Source organism: Amycolatopsis acididurans, assembly GCF_012328925.1.
GTDB classification, from domain to species: Bacteria; Actinomycetota; Actinomycetes; order Mycobacteriales; family Pseudonocardiaceae; genus Amycolatopsis_E; species Amycolatopsis_E acididurans.
The window spans coordinates 21619-39535 of sequence record NZ_JAAXLS010000060.1 but is presented as its reverse complement, the minus strand read 5'-3'; the positions used below and the strand labels follow the sequence as shown (position 1 = coordinate 39535).

The window sequence follows — 17917 nt, the reverse complement described above, 5'->3', positions numbered from 1 at the left end:
GGTCCCGCACCGCCCCCGCCCCGCCGCAGGCGCTTCGGGGCCAAGATCGCGGTCGCCGTCGTCTCGCTGCTCGTGATGAGCCTGACCGGCTACGCGTGGGCCGCCATGCAGGGCCTGGTCGGCGGCCTGACCACCACCGACGTGATCAGCCAGGACCAGCCCGCCGACGGCGCGCGGGACATCCTGCTGGTCGGCATGGACAGCCGCACCGACGCGCAGGGCAACCCGCTGCCCCAGCAGCTGCTCGACCAGCTGCGGGCCGGTGTCTCCGACGGCGAGGAGAACACCGACACCCTGATCCTGGTGCACATCCCCAACAACGGCAGCAAGGCCGTCGCGATGTCGCTGCCGCGCGACTCGTACGTCAACATTCCCGGCTTCGGCAAGCACAAGATCAACTCGGCGTACGCCCGCGGCAAGGCCACCGAACGCTCGAAGCTGCAGGCCTCCGGCGACACCGACGCCAAGGACGTCGAGCTCAAGAGCAACCAGGCGGGCGCGAAGACGCTGATCGCGACGGTTCAGCAGCTCACCGGCTTCGGCATCGACAACTACGCCTCGATCAACCTGCTCGGCTTCTCCGACATCACCAAGGCCATCGGCGGCGTCGACGTGTGCCTCAAGGACAACGTCAACGATCCCTACTCGGGTGCGAGGTTCACCGCCGGACGGCACACCATCTCCGGCGTCGAGGCCCTCGAGTTCGTCCGTCAGCGGCACGGCCTGCCCCGCGGTGACCTGGACCGGGTCGTGCGGCAGCAGGTGTTCATGGCAGGGATGGCGCAGAAGGTGCTCTCCGCGGGCACGCTGGCGGACCCGGGCAAGCTCTCCGGCCTGACCGACGCGATCAAGAAGTCCGTGGTGCTCAACCAGGGCTGGGACATTTTCGCGTTCGCCCAGCAGATGAAGGGCCTGACCGGCGGCCAGCTGCAGTTCGAGACCATCCCGGTGGTCAACGTGGACTACGACACGCCCGAGGACGGGCAGGCCATCCAGGTCGACCCACAGCAGGTGCACGACTTCGTGCAGACCGTCACCGGCGTGCCCGCCCCGCAGCAGCCCGCGGCCGCCGGCTCCCAGAACTCGGCGACCACGGTGGACGTCCACAACGGAACGTCGAAGGAAGGCCTTGCCGCCAACGTTTCCGAGTCGCTGAGCGCCAAGGGTTTCACCGCCGGGGAGACCAAGAACGCCAGCGGCAACGTCAAGTCGACCGCCGTGCGCTACCCGGCGGGCGCGAAGGACAAGGCGCAGACCGTGGCCGACGCGCTGGGCTCGAAGTCGTCGCTGGTGGAGGACGACAGCGTCCCGGCGGGGCACGTCCTCGTGGTCATCGGCAGCGACTTCCAGCAGGCCAGCAGCGCGGCCAACGTGCGGCAGGCACCGGCGCAGTCCTCGTCGAGCGCGGCCCCGCCGCCCGCGGCCCCGGACGACAAGCCGATCACGGCCGACGGCATCACTTGCGTCAACTGATCACTCCGTTCAGCCCTTCCCCCGTTAACCCATTCGGCGCAATCCGAAAACTCGCCCGCAAAGACTCGGCCAAAGTCGCGTAAGAGCGGAGCCCCGAGCGACTTTCATACGCGTGGACACCACGCGAGTTCGACCGGACGTGCCGGCGCAGGGGTGCGGCGCGACGCAGGGTCAAGGCAGGGGACGAGGAGTGCACATCGACAGTGACGTCTACCAGCGAGTTCTTGGGGAGGAACTCAGGAAACTACGCCGTAGGCGCGGCTGGACGCGCAAGGAGCTGAACCAGCACCTGCAGAGCGACATCTCACTGCAGACGTTGGCCACGTACGAACTCGGCACGCGGCAGTGTTCCGTGGTTCGGCTGGTCGAGCTGTGTCTCGCGATGAACGAGCTGCCCCAGGACCTGCTCGGCAGGGTCCACCGGCGGGTGTTCACCGACGAACCGGGCAAGGTCCGGCTCGACCTGGCGCTGATCGTCGCCGCCAAGGAACCGGAGCTGCTCCCGCTACGCAGATGGGCCGAGGACCGGCTGCGTCAGCCCGGCTCCCCGCGCGAGGTGCAGCTCGACCCGCCCGCGCTGGAACGCATGGCCGAGCTGTGCGGGATACCCGTCAGCGAGCTGCTGGCCCGGCTGGCGGGGATGTCGGCGGCCGACCCGAGCGGAGGCTGAGCCCGCCGCCTGCCGGAACTCGCCGCCGGGCCGCTCACCGAGCGGCCCGGCTTCCCGCGAACTCAGTTGCCGTTCGTGCCGATCAGTTCGTAGTCGGCCGGGCGCACCTTGCGCGTGCTGAGCCAGTACCGCCAGGTGAAGCCCGGCCAGATCGTCCGGTTCACACCCTTGGCGTCGAGATACCAGCTCTTGCAGCCGCCCTGCGTCCAGATGCCCTTGTTGAGCTTGTGCTGGATCTCGGTGTTGAACCGTTCCTGCACCTCGGGCCGCGGTTCGAGCGCCTTCGCCCCGGACTGTTCCACGATGCCGATCGCCTCGGCGATGTAACGGATCTGCGACTCGATCATGAACACGACCGAGTTGTGCCCGAGGCCGGTGTTCGGGCCGAGCAGGAAGAACAGGTTCGGGAACCCGGACACCGTGATGCCAAGGTGGGTCCGCATGCCCTCGGTGGCCCATTCCTTGGACAGGTTGCGGCCGCCCTCGCCGATGATGTCCAGATTGTCGAAGGCGTCGGTGACGTGGAAGCCGGTGCCGAAGATGATCGCATCGACCTCGTGCTCGACACCCGCGTTGTCCACGACGCTGTGCTCGCGAACCTCACGCACCCCGTCGGTGTTGACCTCGACGTTGTCCTTGGCCAGCGACGGGTAGTAGTCGTTGGAGATCAGCACGCGCTTGCAGCCCATCGTGTAGTCGGGCGTCAGCTTGCCCCGCAGCTCCGGATCGGTGATCGCGCGGTCGATGTTGGCCTTCGCGAGCTTCTGCGCGACCTTCATCAGGCCGGGATGGCCGTTGAAGCCGATCGCGCGTGCTTCGAGCATCCAATACAGCAGGTTCCGGTAGCCGCGCTGGATGCCGGGCATCTTGCGGAACATCGCCTGCGCCCAGTCCGGCATCGCGTGGTCCGGCTTCGGCATCACCCACGGCGGCGTCCGCTGGAACAGCGTCAGCTGCGCGACCTCCCGCTGGATCTGCGGGACGAACTGGATCGCGCTCGCGCCGGTGCCGACCACCGCGACCCGCTTGCCGCGCAGGTCGTAGTCGTGGTTCCACTGCGCGGAGTGGAACGACTCGCCCTTGAACTTCTCGATGCCGGCGAGCTCGGGGATCTGCGGGATGTGCAGCGCCCCGACACCGTTGACCAGGTACTTGCCCGCGAACTCGTCGCCGCCCCTCGTGGCGACGTGCCAGCGGTGCTCGTCGGAGTCCCAGCGGGCCCCGGTCATCTCCTGCCCGAACCGGATGAAGCGGTAGAGGTCGTACTTCCGCGCGACCCGCCGCAGGTAGTCCCAGATCTCGGGCTGCGGCGAGAACGACCTCGTCCAGTTCGGGTTCTGCTCAAAGGAGAACGAGTACATGTGCGATTGGATATCGCAGGCGCAGCCGGGGTAGCTGTTGTCACGCCAGGTGCCACCGACCTCGTGTGCCTTTTCGAGGATCACGAAGTCGTCGCGCCCCTGTTTGCGCAGCTGGATGGCCATGCCGAGCCCCGAGAAGCCGGTGCCGACGATGATCACGCCCGTCTCAGTCCGCTCGCCCATCTGTTTCCTCCGCGTTGAGACCTTTTAGTGTTACCGCGAGTCCACCTTACTCGAAGTAGGTTACTTCCGGTAGAGTGAACCTCGTGAGCACCACCCCCGCCCGTCGCAAACGCATGCCGCGCGCGGAGCGCGAACGCCAGATGATCCAGGTCGCGGAGCAGGTGTTCGCCGAGCGTGGCTACGTCACCGCTTCCATGGACGAGATCGCCGACCGGGTCGGCGTGTCCAAGCCGATGCTCTACGAGTACTTCAACTCCAAGGAAGGGCTGCTGCTCGCGTGCATCGCGCAGTCGAGGTCGGAGCTGCGGGAGGTCACCGAGCAGGCCGTACTCGGCGCCACGGCCGCCGAGGAGGCCCTGCGCCGCGGACTGCACGCGTTCTTCCTCTACATCCGCGATCACCGGCAGGCGTGGTCACTGCTGCGGCACGAGATGGCACTGATCGGCACGACGGCGTCCGACGAGATCGAGGCGACCCGCCGCCAGCAGACGGACCTGATCGCGAAGTTGATGGCCAACTACTTCGACGAAGGGTCCCCCTTGAGGGTGGAAGCGGCCGCGGAATTCGTCGTCGGGGCCTGCGAGCGCCTCGCCATCTGGTGTGAACGCCACGAAGAAGTGACACCTGAACGGGCGACAAATTACGCGATGGACATTCTCTGGGAAGGGCTGCGCGGACGCGTACGGTGACCGCTTTTGCGACACTCGTGCAAATGCACGTGCATTACGCCAAGCGGACGTCACGGAGGGCACATTTTCCCCGGTCACTTGTCACACAGAGTCGTGTTGGGGTATCGATAGAGCCGGACAGCAAGTTCAGCGAACGGCGGCTCAGGTACGCCCGATCGGGTTAAGGCCGGTCGGCGTCACGAAACGGCGCTTACTCGCTCCCACTTGCGAAGCATGTAGCCAGCGGCAGGGGTGTGAGAAGACATGGCGGACCCGATCACGGCCATCTACGTCCAGGAGAACGACGACTGGACGATCACCGTCTCGGGGCGGGGGAAGACCCTGACCGGGCGGGCGCCGGGCATCATCGCGGCCCGCGACAGCGTGGACCAGCTCGTCGACAAGCTCGGCCCGGACGCCAAGGAGTCCACGGTCGTGCACCTGCTCAACGGCAGCGCGCTCGAGTTCACCTCGGCGTACATGACCGCACGGCTCACCAGGCCCGAACCCGCGCCGCTGGAGGTGCCGCAGTCGTCGGACTCAGCTGAGGAGTCCGCCGAGGAGACGGACTCCGACCCGGCTGACCAGGCCTCCCATGTGCCCGCGCAGAAGTCGGACGAGGCTCCGGTGGTCAAGCCGAAGAACAAGGCATCCCGGCGCCCGAAGGCGAAGCTGACCGCGGACATCGGGGACGCGCTGAGCAAGTCCTCGGCCCTGCCCGCCGCCAGCGGCACGGTCACCGTCGCGGGCGGCCAGGTCTCCTCGGCGAGCGCCTGATCCCGGGCGGGGCCGAGCGGGGACACCGCCCGGCCCTCGTCGCTCAGCGGAAAAGCTTGCGCACGAGCAGAGCGCCGATCAGCACACCGACGCCGATCAGCGGGTACTTCACCTTCGGGTTGTTCAGTGTCGCGGTCACGCTCGTCTTCGCGGTGTCGGCCAGCTTCTTGGGGTTGGCCTTCTCACCGAGCTGATCCAACGTCGAAGCCAGCGCCTTGCGCGCCTGCTCGATGTCACGCTCGATGGTGTCGGGGTCGCGGGCCACAAGTCCTCCTCAACCTTTGCAGGGCACCACCGTAGATCACGCCCTCCCGCAGGTGGCACCGGCCACGCCGGGAACGGGACGAGCCGCAGGCGCTAGGCTTTGCCGGAGGGCCCGTAGCCCAATTGGCAGAGGCACACGGTTTAGGTCCGTGCCAGTGAGAGTTCGAGTCTCTCCGGGCCCACACGGCGGCCGGTTTCGCGGGGAGCGAACCAGGCCCTTGGCAGTGCTAAGTTTTCACTCATGCGCCTGGACGTCCAGATTCCCGCCCCGGAAGGTCAGAGCAAGGGCACTCTCCACATCCCGGACGGCGACGGGCCCTGGCCCGGTGTCCTGCTGTACCCCGACGCGGGCGGGGCGCGCGAGACGATGCGCGCGATGGGCGACCGGCTCGCGAGCATGGGCTACGTCGCACTCGTCCCCGACATCTACTACCGCGCGGCCGACTGGGATCCGTTCGACGTGGCGACGTTGTTCACCGACCCGGCGGAGCGCGCGCGGCTGGGCAGGCTCGCCGGCCCGCTCACCAACGACGTGATCATCGCCGACGCCGGCGCCTACGCCGATTTCCTGCTGAGCCGCCCCGAGGTGACCGGTACGGCGATCGGCACCACCGGTTACTGCCTCGGCGGGCGCATGTCGATGGTCGCCGCGGGCGGGCTCGGCGACAAGATCGCCGCGGCCGCGTCGTTCCACGGCGGCGGGCTCGCCGTCGCCGGCGAACCCTCGAGCCCGCACCTCGCCGCCGGCCGGATCGCCGCCGTCGTCTACGTGGCAGGCGCCAAGGACGACAACCATTTCACGCCGGAGCAGGCCGAGTTGCTGGACAACGCGCTCACCGCGGCCGGCGTCGAGCACACCGTCGAGTTCTATCCCGCACACCACGGGTTCGCGGTGCCGGACAACCCCACCTACGACGCCGAGGCCGAGGCCCGCCACTGGGAAGCGCTCCGCACCCTGTACGGCGCCCACCTGGGCTGATACGGAAAACCGCGCGACACGCAGGCTCGGGGCCGGCAGGCTGCCCGTTCGTGTCCATTGTGGAGTTCGCCGTCGGAAAGCCGGGGCCGTACGGACTCACCGTGACCGAATCCCAGGCGAACGCGATCGGCCGGATCACGGCCGACGGGCAGATCACCGAGTTCCCGTTGCCCGACCGCGCGCGGTCGCCGACGGTGGCGGGTGCCGCTGGTTCACCGAATGGGGCGCCGGGCGCATCGGCCGCATCGAGGCGAACGGCGACATCCAGACCTTCGCCCTGCCGGACCGCGCGTGCGAACCACACGGCATCGCCGTCGGCCCGGACGGCGCGGTCTGGGCGGCGCTGGAGACCGGCTCGATCGCGCGGCTGACTACCGGCTGACTCCGCGCTCGTCGCCTCCGGCGAGCAGTTCCGCGAGGTGCGTGCCGTCGCGGTGCACGAGCTGCCCGAGCTGGGTACGGCAGGAGAAGCCGTCGGTGAGCACCGTGCTGCCCTCACCCGCCTCGCGGACAGCGGGCAGCAGCTCGTTCTCCGCCACCGCCACGCTCACGTCGTAGTGTCCCGCTTCGGCGCCGAAGTTCCCGGCCAGACCACAACAACCGCCGACGACCTTCGTCTCGACCCCGGCTCGCTCCAGCAGCTTCCGGTCCGCGGCGAAACCCATCACGGCGTGTTGGTGGCAGTGCGGTTGCACGACCGCGCTCGTACCCGTCAGATCCGGCGGCTCCCAGCCGTCCACTTCGGACAGGAACTCGGCGAGCGTCTTCATCGCACCGGAGACGGCGTTCACCTCGGGCGTCGGGCCGAGCAGTTCCAGCGCGTCGCTGCGGAACACCGCGGTGCAGGAAGGTTCCAGCCCGATCACCGGAGTTCCCGCGGCGGCAAGTGTTTCCACGCTGCGGCGCACCATCCGGCGTGCCGTGTCGAGCTGGCCGGTGGAGATCCAGGTCAGTCCGCAGCACAGCTTCTTGTCCGGAATGGACACCGAGAACCCGGTGTCCTCCAGCACCCGCACGGCCGCGACGCCGACCTGCGGCGTGAAGTGATCGGTGAACGTGTCCACCCACAACATCACGGGTTTCCCGTCCGCGACCGGATGTTCGGCGAACCACTGCCGGAACGTGCGCGGCGCGAACACCGGCAGCGAACGGCGCGGATCCACCCCGGCCATCCGCTTGCCGAGCGAGGCCAGTGGACCGGACATGGCGCGGTTGACCAGTTTCGGCATCCGCGAGGCCAGCTTGGCCCAGCGCGGCAACCAGCCGAGCGCGTAGTGCGACGCGGGCCGGGGCCGGCGGCGGTAACGCTGGTACAGCGTCTCCGCCTTGTAGGTCGCCATATCGACACCGGTCGGACAGTCCGAGGAACAAGCCTTGCAGGACAAGCACAAGTCGAGCACGTCGGCGACCTCGGGCGAACGCCAGTCGGTGGTGGCGGCCGAGTTGGCCAGCTCCTGCAGCACGCGGGCGCGTCCACGTGTCGAGTCGCGCTCGTCGCGGGTGGCGCGATACGACGGGCACATCACGCCGCCCGGCGCCGTGACACGACATTTGCCCACGCCCGTGCAGCGGTGCACGGCGGCGCCGAAATCGCCGCCGTCATGGTGGTAGCCGAATCCCAGCCCGGTCGTCATCCGGCGCCGGCCCACGTCGCGCAGGTCCTCGTCGGCCGGTCGCGGCCGCACGATCACGCCGGGGTTGAGCAGGTCCTGCGGGTCGAACACGTTCTTGACCTCGGCGAACGTGTCCAGCGCTGCCTGGGAGTACATCAGCGGCAGCAGTTCGCCGCGGGCGCGGCCGTCGCCGTGCTCACCGGACATGGACCCGCCATAGCCTGCCACGAGTTTCGCCGCGTCCACGAGGAAGTCGTGGAACACCTTGCGCCCGCCGCGCTCGTCGAGCGGGAAGTCGATGCGGATGTGCACGCAGCCGTCGCCGAAATGCCCGTACGGCACGCCGCGCAGATCGCGGTCGGCGAGCAGCGCCTCGAACTCGCGCAGGTACGCGCCGAGGTGCTCGGGCGGCACCGCCGCGTCCTCCCAGCCGGCGTGACCGGGACGGTCGCCGTACACGCGTGCGGCCAGGCCCGCGCCGTCCTCGCGGATCTTCCACAGCGCGGCCGCTTCGGCACTGTCGCGCACGATCCGCGCCTCCAGTGCGCCCGACTGCGCCACCAGCGCCTTCGCCTCGGCGGGGTCGTCGCCGCGCAGTTCGGCGAACAGCCAGCCCTGGCCGCGCGGCAGTTCGGGCACCGCACCCTTGCGGTTGCGGACGACCTCGACGATCCGCGCGTCGAGCCCCTCCAGCGCGGTCGGGCCGGACGACAGCAGCGCGGGCACAGCGTCGGCGGCGGCCGCCATGTCCGGGTAGCCCAGCACGACGAGCGTGGTCACCTTGGGCGCGCGCACCAGCCGGACCCTCGCCCGCCGCAGCACGCCCCAGGTGCCTTCGGTGCCGACCAGCGCCTTCGCCACGTCGAAACCGTGCTCGGGCAGCAGGTGTTCCAGCGAGTAGCCCGACACCTGGCGGCTGAACCGGCCGAGTTCGGTGCGGATCACGTCGAGGCGCGAGCGGACGATCCGGTCGAGCGCGGCGAGCGTGGGCGAGGACTCCGGATCGGCGCCCGCCGCGACGTGCAGCAGTTCGCCGGTACCCGTCACGATGTCGGCTTCGAGGAGGTTGTCGGCGGTGCGCCCGTAACCGAGGGCGCGCGAACCGCAGGCGTTGTTGCCGATCATGCCGCCGAGCGTGCAGCGGCTGTGTGTGGACGGGTCCGGGCCGAAGCGCAGCCCGTGTGGCGCGGCCTGCCGTTGCAGGTCGTCCAGCACGACACCGGGGTCCACCAGCGCCGTGCCCGACTCGGGGTCGATCTCGTGCACCCGGTTGAGATGACGGGAGAAGTCGAGCACGACGCCGGTGCCGACCGCGTTGCCCGCGATCGACGTTCCGGCGCCACGCGCCGTCAGCGGAACCCCGAGCGAACGGCACGTCTCGACCGCGGCGACCACCTCGTCGGCATGGCGCGGGAACGCGACGACGGTCGGCAGCACCCGGTAGAGCGAGGCGTCGGTGGAGTACTCGGCGCGGCGGCGGGCGGAGTCGTCGACCTCGGCGATCCCCGCCTTGCGCAGGGCCTCGACGACCGGCGCGGTGACTTCAGCGGTACCCATCACCTCATCTTCTCAACGCCCGGCTCGCGAGACCGCCCTAGGGCCGCCTGCCGAGGAAGGCGAGCAATCGGTCGCTTCCCGGAGCGCGCTGCGAGATCGCCAGCGCCGGATCGAACCGGCCCGGCCGGTCGATGTCGGTGACGAACAGCGGGACCAGGTTCAGCAGTTCCTCGGCCAGCGCGGGCGGAATCGGCCGCGGCCGTCCGCACGCGCTGGCCACGTCCCAGCCGTGCGCGGCGATCTCGAGCGCGCCGGTGCTGGTGAGGATGCTCGTGTGCAGTGCGAGACCACCGACCGAAGCCTCGGATCGTTCGGAGTTCGCCCACGCGCCGAGCAGTTGGCAGGCCCGGTCGCGCAGGGTCGCGACCGGATCGCCGCCGCCGGCAGCGGGCACGTCCAGTGCGACGTGCCCGATGTCGGCGGCCTCGTGCAGTGCGAGCATGGAGTCGTTCATGTGCGCCAGCAGGTCCGCGAGGTTCCAGGCCCGGCATGGCGTCGGGCGCGACATGAGTTCCGGCGTGACGAGAAGCAGGCTGCCGAGCGTGTAGTTCACCGCGCGTTCCAGCAGCCCGACGCCGCCGATCAGCGCTGCCGCGCCCTCGTCGGTCATCGCGGCACCGGGATGCTTTCCGGGAGGCCGAACTTCGCGAACAGGGTCGTGTCGAAGAAGCACGAGACGTGCTCGACGCCCTCGTCGGACAAGGTGAGCACCGGCATGTTGAACGGCACGTAGACCTCGCCCTCGCGCATGTAGAGGCCGAACGCGGGCTGCCCGTTCGCCGAGATCGGCACGAGGTGCATGTCGCCGGGCCCCTTCGCGGGGCACTGGATGTCGATGAGCCGGGCGATGTTCTCCGGGCCCCGGTACCAGCCGACGAACGGCGGCATCTCCCAGATCGCGTCCTTGGTGAACAGCTCCACCATCGCCGAGATGTCCTTGCGCTCGAACGCGGTCACGAACCGCTCCAGCAGCTCACGCTGTTCGGCCTCGGCCGGCTCGGCGACCTTGTCCTCCGACGGCGTGACCTCCGCGAGCTGGGCGCGCGCCCGCTGCAGGATCGAGTTCACGGCGGTGGTCGTCGTGTCGAGCACCTTCGCCACCTCGGCGGCGCGCCACTGCAGCACGTCCCGCAGGATCAGCACCGCACGCTGGCGCGGCGGCAGGTGCTGCAACGCGGCCATCAACGCCAGCCGGATCGACTCACGCGAGGTGACGATCGCGGCCGGGTCCGCGCTCTCGGCGCCGACCATCGCGTCGGGCATCGGCTCCAGCCACGGCACCTCGGTCTGTTCGACCAGTTCGTCGCCCGCCTGCGAACCGGGCTGCCCGAGCCCGGTCGGCAGCGGGCGCTTGCCGCGGGTCTCCAGCGCGGTCAGGCACACCCGGGTCGCGATGCGGTACAGCCAGGTGCGCAGCGAGGAGCGGCCCTCGAACTTCTCGTAGGACTTCCACGCCCGCAGGTAGGTCTCCTGCACCAGGTCCTCGGCGTCGTGCACCGAGCCGAGCATGCGGTAACAGTGCGCGAGCAGCTCGCGTCTGTACGGATCGGCCTGCCGGAGGAAGTCCTCTCCGGCGGCGGGTCTCTCGGTCATTGTCATAGTCATAAGCATCTCCCTGGGCCTCGCTGGAAGTACAGACCAGAGGGCGCGCGAGAACTCATCGATCGGCGAGCGGTTTCGGCGGAAGCGGGAAGAAACCGCTGGTCCGGGCCACGTACTCGGCATAACCAGGCCTGCTGTCCAGCAGCTGGCGTTCCAGGATCGGCTTGCCGGACCCCTTCGCGAGCAGCGCCGTCATGATCAGTGGGCTGACCACCGTCGCCGCAGCGAGCCAGCTGTGGCAGGCCAGCAGATACAGCCCCCACCAGACACACGCGTCGCCGAAGTAGTTCGGGTGCCGGGTGTAGCGCCACAACCCCGTGTCGAGGACCTTGCCCTTGTTCGCCGGGTCGCGGCGGAACCGCTGGAGCTGGTGGTCGCCGATCGCCTCGAACGCGAAGCCGACCGCCCACAGCAGGCCGCCGATCCAGTAGAGCGCGGCGGGAGCCGGGTCGCCGTACTGCGCGACCTGCACGGGCAGGGAGATCAGCCACAACAGCACGGCCTGCGTGAGGTAGAAGCGAGTGAACATCGCCAGTGGCCCGCGCCCCTGATAACGCTTGTCCTCGTCGCCGCCGCGGTTGCGCAGCCCGATGTGCACGGCCAGCCGCACACCCCACACGACGGTCAGGACGGTGCTCAGTATCCGCGCGGTGAGATCGCCGTCGGAGCGGGCGAAGGTGACCACGGCGACGAGCGCGAAGCCGAGGCCCCACACCGTGTCGATCGTGTCGAAACGTTTGCGGAGCGCGCCGACGACGAAGGTGACCACGATCAGCGCCAGCACGAGCACCGCGGTGACGACCAGGCCGGAGCTCACGCGCGACCGTCCACAGTGGTCTTGGCGGCGAGAATCTGGTTGACCCCCATGCGGTTCTCCTCGAAGGCCAGCGCGCCGCCGGCGAGGTAGAGCCGCCACACCCGCAGCCACCCGGGCGGTACCTGGTCGGCGTTCTTCTCCAGGTTCTCCGCCCACGCGCGCACGGTCGGCACGTAATGCTCCCGCATGGCCCGCACCTCCCGGATCTCGAACCCGGCCGTCTCCAGCCTGGAAAGCGTCTCCCCGATCGGCACCATCGTCATGTCCGGCGCGATGTAGGACTCGATGAACGCGCCGCCGCCGGGCGCCACCTCGCCGCGCGACATCTGCTGGAGCAGCAGGCGTCCCCCGGGCCGCAGCATCCGGAACAGGGTGGACGCGTATCGCGGATAGTTCCCCGCGCCGACGTGCTCACCCATCTCCAGCGACGCGATCGCGTCGTAGGGCTCGTCGTCGAGGTCGCGGTAGTCCAGCAGGAGCACCTCGGCGGGCAGATCGCGTTCGGTGATCTCGGCGCGGACGTGCGCGGCCTGCTGCTCGGACAGCGTGATGCCGGTGGCGACGACGCCGTAGTGCTCGGCGGCGTGCAGCAGCAGCGAGCCCCAGCCGCAGCCGACGTCGAGGAACCGCATGCCCGGGCGCAGGCCCAGCCGGCGGCAGACCAGGTCCAGTTTGGCGCGCTGGGCGTCCGCGAGCGACTGGGCCGGATCGGTGAAGTACGCGCAGGAGTAGGCCATGGTCTCGTCGAGAACGAGCTGGTAGAAGTCGTTGCCGAGGTCGTAGTGGTGGGCGATCACGGCGCGGTCGCGCAGGCGCGTGTGCAGCCTGCCCGTCGGCCGTGCCTCCTCAGGTGGCGGCGCCGGGCGCGGGCCGAGCACGCCGAGCCGGACCGCGAGCCGCACGATCTCCGCCCATTCGCTCGCACCGAGTTGCGGCCGCCGCAGCTTCCCCGAGCGGAACAGGTTCCAGCAGCGCCGCAGTCCCTCGGTCAAGTCGCCTTCGACGTCGAGGTCACCGGAGACGTAGGCACGGGCGAGGCCCAGTTCGCCCGGGTTCCACAGCAGCCTCCGCAACGCACGACGTGAGGACAGGACGACCTTGGGACCGGTGTCCTGACCAGCGGTACTGCCGTCCCAAGCCCGCAACCCGACCGGCAGCTCACCGCCGATCAGCCGGGAGAGCAGGGCGGCGAGCTGTGGCGCGACGTCAGGCACGGCAGGACCCTTTCTGGCGGAAGACGTGTCTTCGTATTCGGCGCCACCCGCCCTCCGGCTTGGCGGGGTGACCCAGGACACAAAAAGCAAGCCGATCGCGTGGTTGCTTCGAATACGGCTCGTGCATCCCGAATCGACCCCCACCGTCGCCGTGGTCGGCTCCGGCGTCTCCGGGCTGACCGCCGCGTACGTGCTGCGTGAGAAGTTCCAGGTGTCCCTGTTCGAGTCCGACGACCGGCTCGGCGGGCACGCGCACACCCACGACGTGCCCACGCCGGACGACCGCGAGATCGCCGTCGACAGCGGATTCATCGTGCACAACGAACGCACGTATCCGAACCTGCTCAGACTGTTCCGCGAGCTCGGCGTGTCCACTCAGGACACCGAGATGTCGATGAGCGTGCGCTGCCGGGGCTGCGGCCTCGAGTACGCGGGCGCGCGAGGATTCGGCGGGATGTTCGCCCAGCCGGGCAACCTGCTGCGGCGCGAGTACCTGTGGATGCTGGCCGAGGTCCGCCGCTTCCACCGGCACGCGCGCCGTCTGCTGGACCGGCCCGAGACCGGGGACACCACGCTCGGCGCGTTCCTGGCCATCGGCGGCTACTCCGGTTACTTCGTCGACCACTTCCTGATTCCGCTGGTGTCCGCGGTCTGGTCGGCACCCGGCGAGCTGAGCACCTCCTATCCCGCCCGTTATCTGTTCACCTTCCTCGACCACCACGGGATGCTTTCCGTCGGCGGTTCTCCGACCTGGCGCACGGTCGTCGGCGGTTCGCGGTCCTATGTGGACAAGGTCGCCAAGAACCTGCCCGCCGTGCACGTGAGCACGCCGGTCCGCAAGATCAGCCGGGACTCCTCCGGCGTGGAGATCCGGGACGGCTCCGGCCGGTCGCATCGCTTCGACCACGTCGTGATCGCGACCCATCCGGACCAGGCGCTGCGCCTGCTCGCCGATCCCACGCGCGCCGAGCGGCAGGTCCTGGGAGCGTTCCCGTACTCGCGCAACGAGGCGGTGCTGCACACCGACGCGAGCGTGCTGCCCGCGGCCGCCGGTGCCCGCGCCTCCTGGAACTACCTCAAACCCGCGTGCACCACATCGAACGTCCCGGTGCTGGTCAGCTACCACATGAACCGGCTGATGCGGCTGGACGAGCCCGTCGACTACCTCGTGTCGCTCAACGACGACGGCCGCGTTTCCGAATCGGACGTGCTGGCCAGGATGGTGTACGAGCATCCGGTGTACACGCCGGACACGCTGGCGGCCCAGCGACGACTGCCCGAGCTGAACACCGGGCGCACCGTCTACGCCGGTGCCTACCACGGCTGGGGTTTTCACGAGGACGGCTGTGCGTCGGGGGTGCGAGCGGCCGCCGCGCTCGGTGTCCACTGGTGAACGCGATCTACGACACGGTGGTCACGCACGCACGCCGTGCGCCGCGGAACCGCTTCTCGCACCGCATGTACCTGTGGCTGGTGGACCTCGACGACCTGCCGGTACTGCCCCGGCCGCTGCGGCCGTTCGCCCGTTTCCGCGACCGTGACCACCTCGCGGACCTGCGCGGGTGGCTGGCGGAGCGGGGCGTGCGGCTGGACGGCGGCCGGGTGCGGATGCTGGCACAGGCCAGCGTGCTGGGATACGTGTTCAATCCGCTCACGGTGTACTGGTGTCACGATCCGGACGGGCACCTCGAGTGCGTGGTGGCGGAAGTGCACAACACCTACGGCGGCCGTCACCGCTACCTGCTCCGCCCGGACGCCAACGCACGCGCCGCCGCGGACAAGGAGTTCTACGTGTCCCCGTTCCTGCCCATGCACGGGCACTACGAGATGCGCCTGCCCGAGCCGGACGAACGGCTGGCGGTCGATGTGCTGCTACGCCAGGACGGAAAACCGAGCCTGGTCGCGACGATGCGGGGACACCGCAGGCCCGCCACCGCCGGCACGCTGATCCGGATGTTGCTCACACGTCCGCTGATGCCGCAGCGAGTCGCCGCATCGATCAGGCGCCACGGCATAGCGTTGTGGCTACGCCGAATCCCTATCGTTCCCCGCAGCCAGGAGACCGTTGATGAGTAAGCCCGCATGGCCCGATATCGCCATCGTGCCGAACGCGCCCGGCCGCGCATTCGCCGCCGAGCGGCTGTTCCGGTTGGTCGTGCGCACGCTCCCCGTGACCGTCACGTTGCCCGGCGGAGAACGTCTCGGCCGCGGCGGTCCGGTCCTGCGCATCGACCGGCCGCGCCCGTTCTTCCACCGGCTCGGGGCGGACGCGAAGATCGGTTTCGGCGAGTCCTACATGGCCGGTGACTGGTCCGCGGCCGACGACCTGGCCGACGTGCTCACGCCGTTCGCGCAGCGCATGGCCACTCTCGTACCCAAGCCGCTGCAGGCGCTGCGGCGGTGGGTCGACGCCCGCAAACCCGGCACCGAGCGCAACACGATCTCCGGCGCCCGGGAGAACATCCACCGGCACTACGACCTGTCGAACGAGCTGTTCGCCGAATTCCTCGACGAGACGATGACGTACTCGTCGGCGTGGTTCACCGGCGATTCGGACGATCTCGCCACCGCGCAGCGTCGCAAGATCGACGCGATCCTCGATCTCGCCGGCGTCGGCGAGGGCACGCGGCTGCTGGAGATCGGCACCGGCTGGGGCGAACTGGCGTTGCGCGCGGCCGAGCGCGGCGCGCGGGTCACGACGCTGACCCTGTCGGTCGAGCAGCAAACGCTTGCGCGCAAGCGGCTCGCCGATGCCGGCGTGGGCGAGCGGGTGGACGTCCAGCTGTGCGACTACCGCGACGCCGAAGGCAGCTACGACGCTGTCGTCAGCGTGGAGATGATCGAGGCCGTCGGCGAGGAGTACTGGCCGACGTACTTCGCGACGCTGGACCGGCTGCTGGTGCCCGGCGGGCGCGTCGGGCTACAGGGCATCACGATGCCGCACGACCGGATGATCGCGACGCGCGATTCGTACACGTGGATACACAAGTACATCTTCCCCGGCGGCCACCTGCTGTCGCTGCCCGCCGTGGAGGACGTGGTGCGCCGCCACACCGGGTTGCGGATCGCCGAGCGGCGCGCGCTCGGCGACAGCTACGCGACAACGCTGCGCCTGTGGCGGCAACGTTTCCTCGACGCGTGGCCGCGGATCGCCGAACTGGGTTTCGACGCGACGTTCCGGCGCATGTGGGAGTTCTACCTCGGCTACTGCGAGGCCGGGTTCCGCGGCCGTTATCTCGACGTCCACCAGTTCGGGATGCGCAAACCGCACTGAATGAAGCAGAAAGGGCCGGACGCGAAGTCCGGCCCTTTCTGTTCGTGTCAGAGCGTGAACCACACCGACGGGCTCGTCGTCGGCCGCGGCGACCCGCCGGCCGGCTCCACCGTCATCGCGACCTCGTTCACGCCCGCGAGCCCCTCGAACACATAGGGAGTCGTGGTCGTGCCCTTCGGCCCGAGCAGGCCGATCGACCGCGGAACACCACCCGCGATGGCCCAGACCTGGTAGGTCGCGGTCGCGGGCTGATCCGGCATGCCGTGCACCAGCAGCATGCCCCGGTTCAGCCGTTCGGACACCATCACGCTGCCCTCGCCCGACGTGGAACCGGTGCCGGGAACCGCACGCAGATCCGGTGCGGCCAGCAACTCGGCCAGCTCGTTCGCCTGTGACTGGGCCTGCGCCAGCTGGCCACGCGTGTTGTCGAGGCTGTTCTGCGCCCGGTAGGCGATCACACCGAAGGCGGCCGCGACGGCCACCGCTACCGCTGCCGCGGTCGACACCAGCCGGATCGCCCAGCGACGTTCCCGCCTCCTGGCGACCCGTTCACGGCCCGGCGGTTCCTGGCGCACCTCGGCGATTTGCGTCATGACCCGGCGCTTGAGCTCCGCGGGTGGCGCTTGCGAGACCGCGAGCCCCAGCCGCACCGTGGTGGCTCGCAGTTCGGCGACCTCCTGGCCGCACTCGTCGCACACGGACAGGTGCCGCTCGAACTGGCGGCGTTCGAACTCGTCCAGTGCGTCCAGCGCGTAGGCACCGGTGAGCATGTGCACGTCCGGCGTGGTCATCGGGTCACCCCCAAGCAGTCACGCAGCCGGATCAGGCCGTCCCGCAACCTCGTCTTGATCGTCCCGAGCGGACTTTGCAGCAGGTCGGCCACCTCGGGATAGGTGTGGCCGCCGTAGTAAGCCAGCATCACGGACTCGCGCTGCAAGTCGGTCAAAGTGGACAGGCAGCGGCGGACCTGTTCGCGCTCCAGCCGGGATGCGACGGCCTCGGACACCTCGTCGAACTCGCGGCCCGAGGACATGCCGCCCACGCGCTGCTCTCGGTCGGCGCGGGCCTGCGCCGAGCGCACCCGGTCGACCGCGCGCCGGTGCGCGAGCGTCAGCGCCCAGTTCACCGCGCTGCCCTGTGCCGGGTCGTAGCGCGGCGCGGTCCGCCACAGCTCGACCAGCACTTCCTGCGCGACCTCCTCCGACTGCGCGACGTCCCGCACGACCCGGCGGACCACCCCGAAGACCGGTCCGGACACGACTTCGTAAAGCTGCTCGAAGGCTGCCTCGCTTCCGCGGGCGACCTGTGTCAGCAGTTCTTCCGGGCTCGGGCCCCCGCCGCCACCGCCACGCGGCGAGGGCAGGGCACGCACAGAGTCGTCCATCCACCCATCCTCTCCTAGTCCCTCTGGGTTCGGAGCGCGGCGGTGGCCGGATTGGTCAGGGGTTTTCGGGGCGCGTCGTCC

Annotated in this window: 17 protein-coding genes, 1 tRNA gene and 1 pseudogene; 10 read left to right on the top strand and 9 right to left on the bottom strand. The window is 69.5% G+C overall.

Annotation, left to right across the window (positions count from 1 at the left end; genetic code table 11):
* Together HFP15_RS37715 and HFP15_RS37710 are read left to right on the top strand one after the other, a co-directional pair.
* A partial coding sequence (locus tag HFP15_RS37715; RefSeq protein WP_246272403.1) for an LCP family protein occupies positions 1–1473 on the top strand: 1473 nt, incomplete at its 5' end.
* A 190-nt stretch (positions 1474–1663) separates the two neighbouring features.
* The gene (locus HFP15_RS37710) at positions 1664–2143 is read left to right on the top strand and encodes a helix-turn-helix domain-containing protein (protein ID WP_168522582.1); all 480 of its coding nucleotides are present in this window, start codon (positions 1664–1666) and stop codon (positions 2141–2143) included.
* 62 nt (positions 2144–2205) lie between these two features.
* Here the strand turns inward: HFP15_RS37710 and HFP15_RS37705 are convergent, their stop codons facing one another.
* Positions 2206–3687, bottom strand: coding sequence for a flavin-containing monooxygenase (locus HFP15_RS37705; RefSeq protein WP_168522580.1), 1482 nt, complete (start codon positions 3685–3687; stop codon positions 2206–2208).
* A gap of 113 nt (positions 3688–3800) precedes the next feature.
* On the opposite strand from HFP15_RS37705, the gene HFP15_RS37700 reads away from it, so the two are divergent.
* Positions 3801–4376: a TetR/AcrR family transcriptional regulator gene (locus HFP15_RS37700; protein ID WP_168522590.1), complete on the top strand. Its 576-nt coding sequence runs from the start codon at positions 3801–3803 to the stop codon at positions 4374–4376.
* Positions 4377–4619: 243 nt separating this feature from the next.
* Positions 4620–4887: pseudogene (locus tag HFP15_RS44250) on the top strand (hypothetical protein); the annotation flags it as partial.
* 288 nt (positions 4888–5175) lie between these two features.
* Here HFP15_RS44250 and HFP15_RS37690 read toward each other — a convergent pair.
* Positions 5176–5397, bottom strand: a complete 222-nt coding sequence (locus HFP15_RS37690) for a DUF3618 domain-containing protein (protein WP_168522576.1) — start codon at positions 5395–5397, stop codon at positions 5176–5178.
* Between the two features lie 107 nt (positions 5398–5504).
* Between HFP15_RS37690 and HFP15_RS37685 the strand changes: the two genes are divergently transcribed.
* The 3 genes from HFP15_RS37685 (at position 5505) to HFP15_RS44295 (ending at position 6757) form a co-directional block, all read left to right on the top strand.
* Positions 5505–5578: transfer RNA gene (locus HFP15_RS37685), tRNA-Leu, on the top strand.
* A gap of 59 nt (positions 5579–5637) precedes the next feature.
* A complete protein-coding gene (locus tag HFP15_RS37680) occupies positions 5638–6375 on the top strand; it encodes a dienelactone hydrolase family protein (protein ID WP_168522574.1) in 738 nt (245 codons plus the stop codon).
* Complete coding sequence (locus HFP15_RS44295) at positions 6266–6757, top strand: virginiamycin B lyase family protein (protein WP_446680264.1); 492 nt, start codon at positions 6266–6268, stop codon at positions 6755–6757. The genes HFP15_RS37680 and HFP15_RS44295 overlap by 110 nt, the downstream gene beginning before the upstream one ends.
* Here the strand turns inward: HFP15_RS44295 and HFP15_RS37675 are convergent.
* Genes HFP15_RS37675 through HFP15_RS37655 form a run of 5 tightly spaced genes read right to left on the bottom strand, consistent with a single transcriptional unit; the run spans position 6747 to position 13178 of the window.
* Positions 6747–9545 (bottom strand): FAD-binding and (Fe-S)-binding domain-containing protein, encoded by a 2799-nt coding sequence (locus HFP15_RS37675; protein ID WP_168522572.1) that lies wholly within the window; start codon positions 9543–9545, stop codon positions 6747–6749. The genes HFP15_RS44295 and HFP15_RS37675 overlap by 11 nt on opposite strands.
* 37 nt (positions 9546–9582) lie before the next feature.
* Entirely contained in the window at positions 9583–10155 is a 573-nt protein-coding gene (locus tag HFP15_RS37670; RefSeq protein WP_168522570.1) for a TIGR03086 family metal-binding protein, read from the bottom strand.
* On the bottom strand, positions 10152–11144 hold the full coding sequence (locus HFP15_RS37665; RefSeq protein WP_376768925.1) for a sigma-70 family RNA polymerase sigma factor: 993 nt from the start codon (positions 11142–11144) through the stop codon (positions 10152–10154). The genes HFP15_RS37670 and HFP15_RS37665 overlap by 4 nt, the downstream gene beginning before the upstream one ends.
* Before the next feature lie 58 nt (positions 11145–11202).
* The gene (locus HFP15_RS37660) at positions 11203–11964 is read right to left on the bottom strand and encodes a DUF1295 domain-containing protein (protein ID WP_168522566.1); all 762 of its coding nucleotides are present in this window, start codon (positions 11962–11964) and stop codon (positions 11203–11205) included.
* Complete coding sequence (locus HFP15_RS37655) at positions 11961–13178, bottom strand: class I SAM-dependent methyltransferase (RefSeq protein WP_312871941.1); 1218 nt, start codon at positions 13176–13178, stop codon at positions 11961–11963. Before HFP15_RS37655 ends, HFP15_RS37660 begins: the two co-directional genes overlap by 4 nt.
* Before the next feature lie 121 nt (positions 13179–13299).
* Between HFP15_RS37655 and HFP15_RS37650 the strand changes: the two genes are divergently transcribed.
* From HFP15_RS37650 to HFP15_RS37640, 3 genes are read left to right on the top strand one after another with little or no spacing between them, the layout of a single operon-like run.
* Positions 13300–14571 carry an NAD(P)/FAD-dependent oxidoreductase gene (locus HFP15_RS37650; protein WP_312871940.1) on the top strand — a complete coding sequence of 424 codons (1272 nt, stop codon included), beginning with the start codon at positions 13300–13302 and terminating at the stop codon, positions 14569–14571.
* Complete coding sequence (locus HFP15_RS37645; protein WP_168522588.1) at positions 14565–15254, top strand: DUF1365 domain-containing protein; 690 nt, start codon at positions 14565–14567, stop codon at positions 15252–15254. Before HFP15_RS37650 ends, HFP15_RS37645 begins: the two co-directional genes overlap by 7 nt.
* Positions 15247–16452 (top strand): SAM-dependent methyltransferase, encoded by a 1206-nt coding sequence (locus HFP15_RS37640; RefSeq protein ID WP_168522560.1) that lies wholly within the window; start codon positions 15247–15249, stop codon positions 16450–16452. Before HFP15_RS37645 ends, HFP15_RS37640 begins: the two co-directional genes overlap by 8 nt.
* Before the next feature lie 47 nt (positions 16453–16499).
* On the opposite strand, the gene HFP15_RS37635 is transcribed toward HFP15_RS37640, so the two are convergent.
* Positions 16500–17243 carry an anti-sigma factor gene (locus HFP15_RS37635; RefSeq protein ID WP_168522558.1) on the bottom strand — a complete coding sequence of 248 codons (744 nt, stop codon included), beginning with the start codon at positions 17241–17243 and terminating at the stop codon, positions 16500–16502.
* A complete protein-coding gene (gene sigK, locus HFP15_RS37630; protein WP_168522556.1) occupies positions 17240–17836 on the bottom strand; it encodes an ECF RNA polymerase sigma factor SigK in 597 nt (198 codons plus the stop codon). The genes HFP15_RS37635 and sigK overlap by 4 nt, the downstream gene beginning before the upstream one ends.
* Positions 17837–17917: the final 81 nt, after the last annotated feature.